Genomic DNA, 698 nt, shown 5'->3' on the forward strand with positions numbered 1-698 from the left:
CGCGCTATCTTCGGCAGGCCAGAGGCCGACCAAGATCGGAACGCTGGGAGCTTTCTGCTTCAAGCGACGGATCAGGTAGCGAAGGTGGGACGGGCTGCCGCTAATGTCGAGGTAGGAGATGCAGATCATCGCGACGCCGCTCAGGTCCAGCTGTGCGATGCCGTGCCGGGATGCAGCTTCGTAGGCAATGACGCGTCCGCCTAGGCCATGCTTTCCGAGGAGCTGCGCAAGCATCATCGATGCAGCTTCGTCGAGTGGCCCCTTGCCCGCCAGGCAGAGAACCGGCTTCTCGACCTGCCAGGCGGGAGAAAGCTTCCCCGTATCCGCCTGCGCCGGCGGAGCCTCTATGGGGATTTCGCGCTCGTCCCTCGGCGCCACCACAGGATCGCCGGCTTTTACGGCAGCCGTCGGTTCCACGTCGTCATAGGAGGCGAGCGAGTCGATCAGGCTGGCTGCCGTGTCTCTTACCCGCTCCAACTGGTCCGGCCGCAGAACGCCGCGTAGCAGATCGTCGGCAGCCAGCTGCAGACCTTTCAGCGCGATCTCGTCGTAGTAGGAGGACAGAGATCTCTCCTGCAGCAGCACTTCGGCATGATCCTGAGCCTCGTCGGGATCGCCCGCCAGCATACGCTGGTAGAAGCTCTCGGGCGGCGACAATGCAGGTCGGTCGCCGAGGAGAACGTCCAGGAACTCCAGCC

At 64.0% G+C, this 698-nt stretch carries 1 pseudogene; it reads right to left on the reverse strand.

Annotated elements, in window-relative coordinates:
• Positions 1-698 (reverse strand): annotated as a pseudogene (locus ACZLZY_RS24905) (AI-2E family transporter); the annotation flags it as partial.

The sequence above is a fragment of the Mesocryomonas lacus genome, assembly GCF_055730135.2.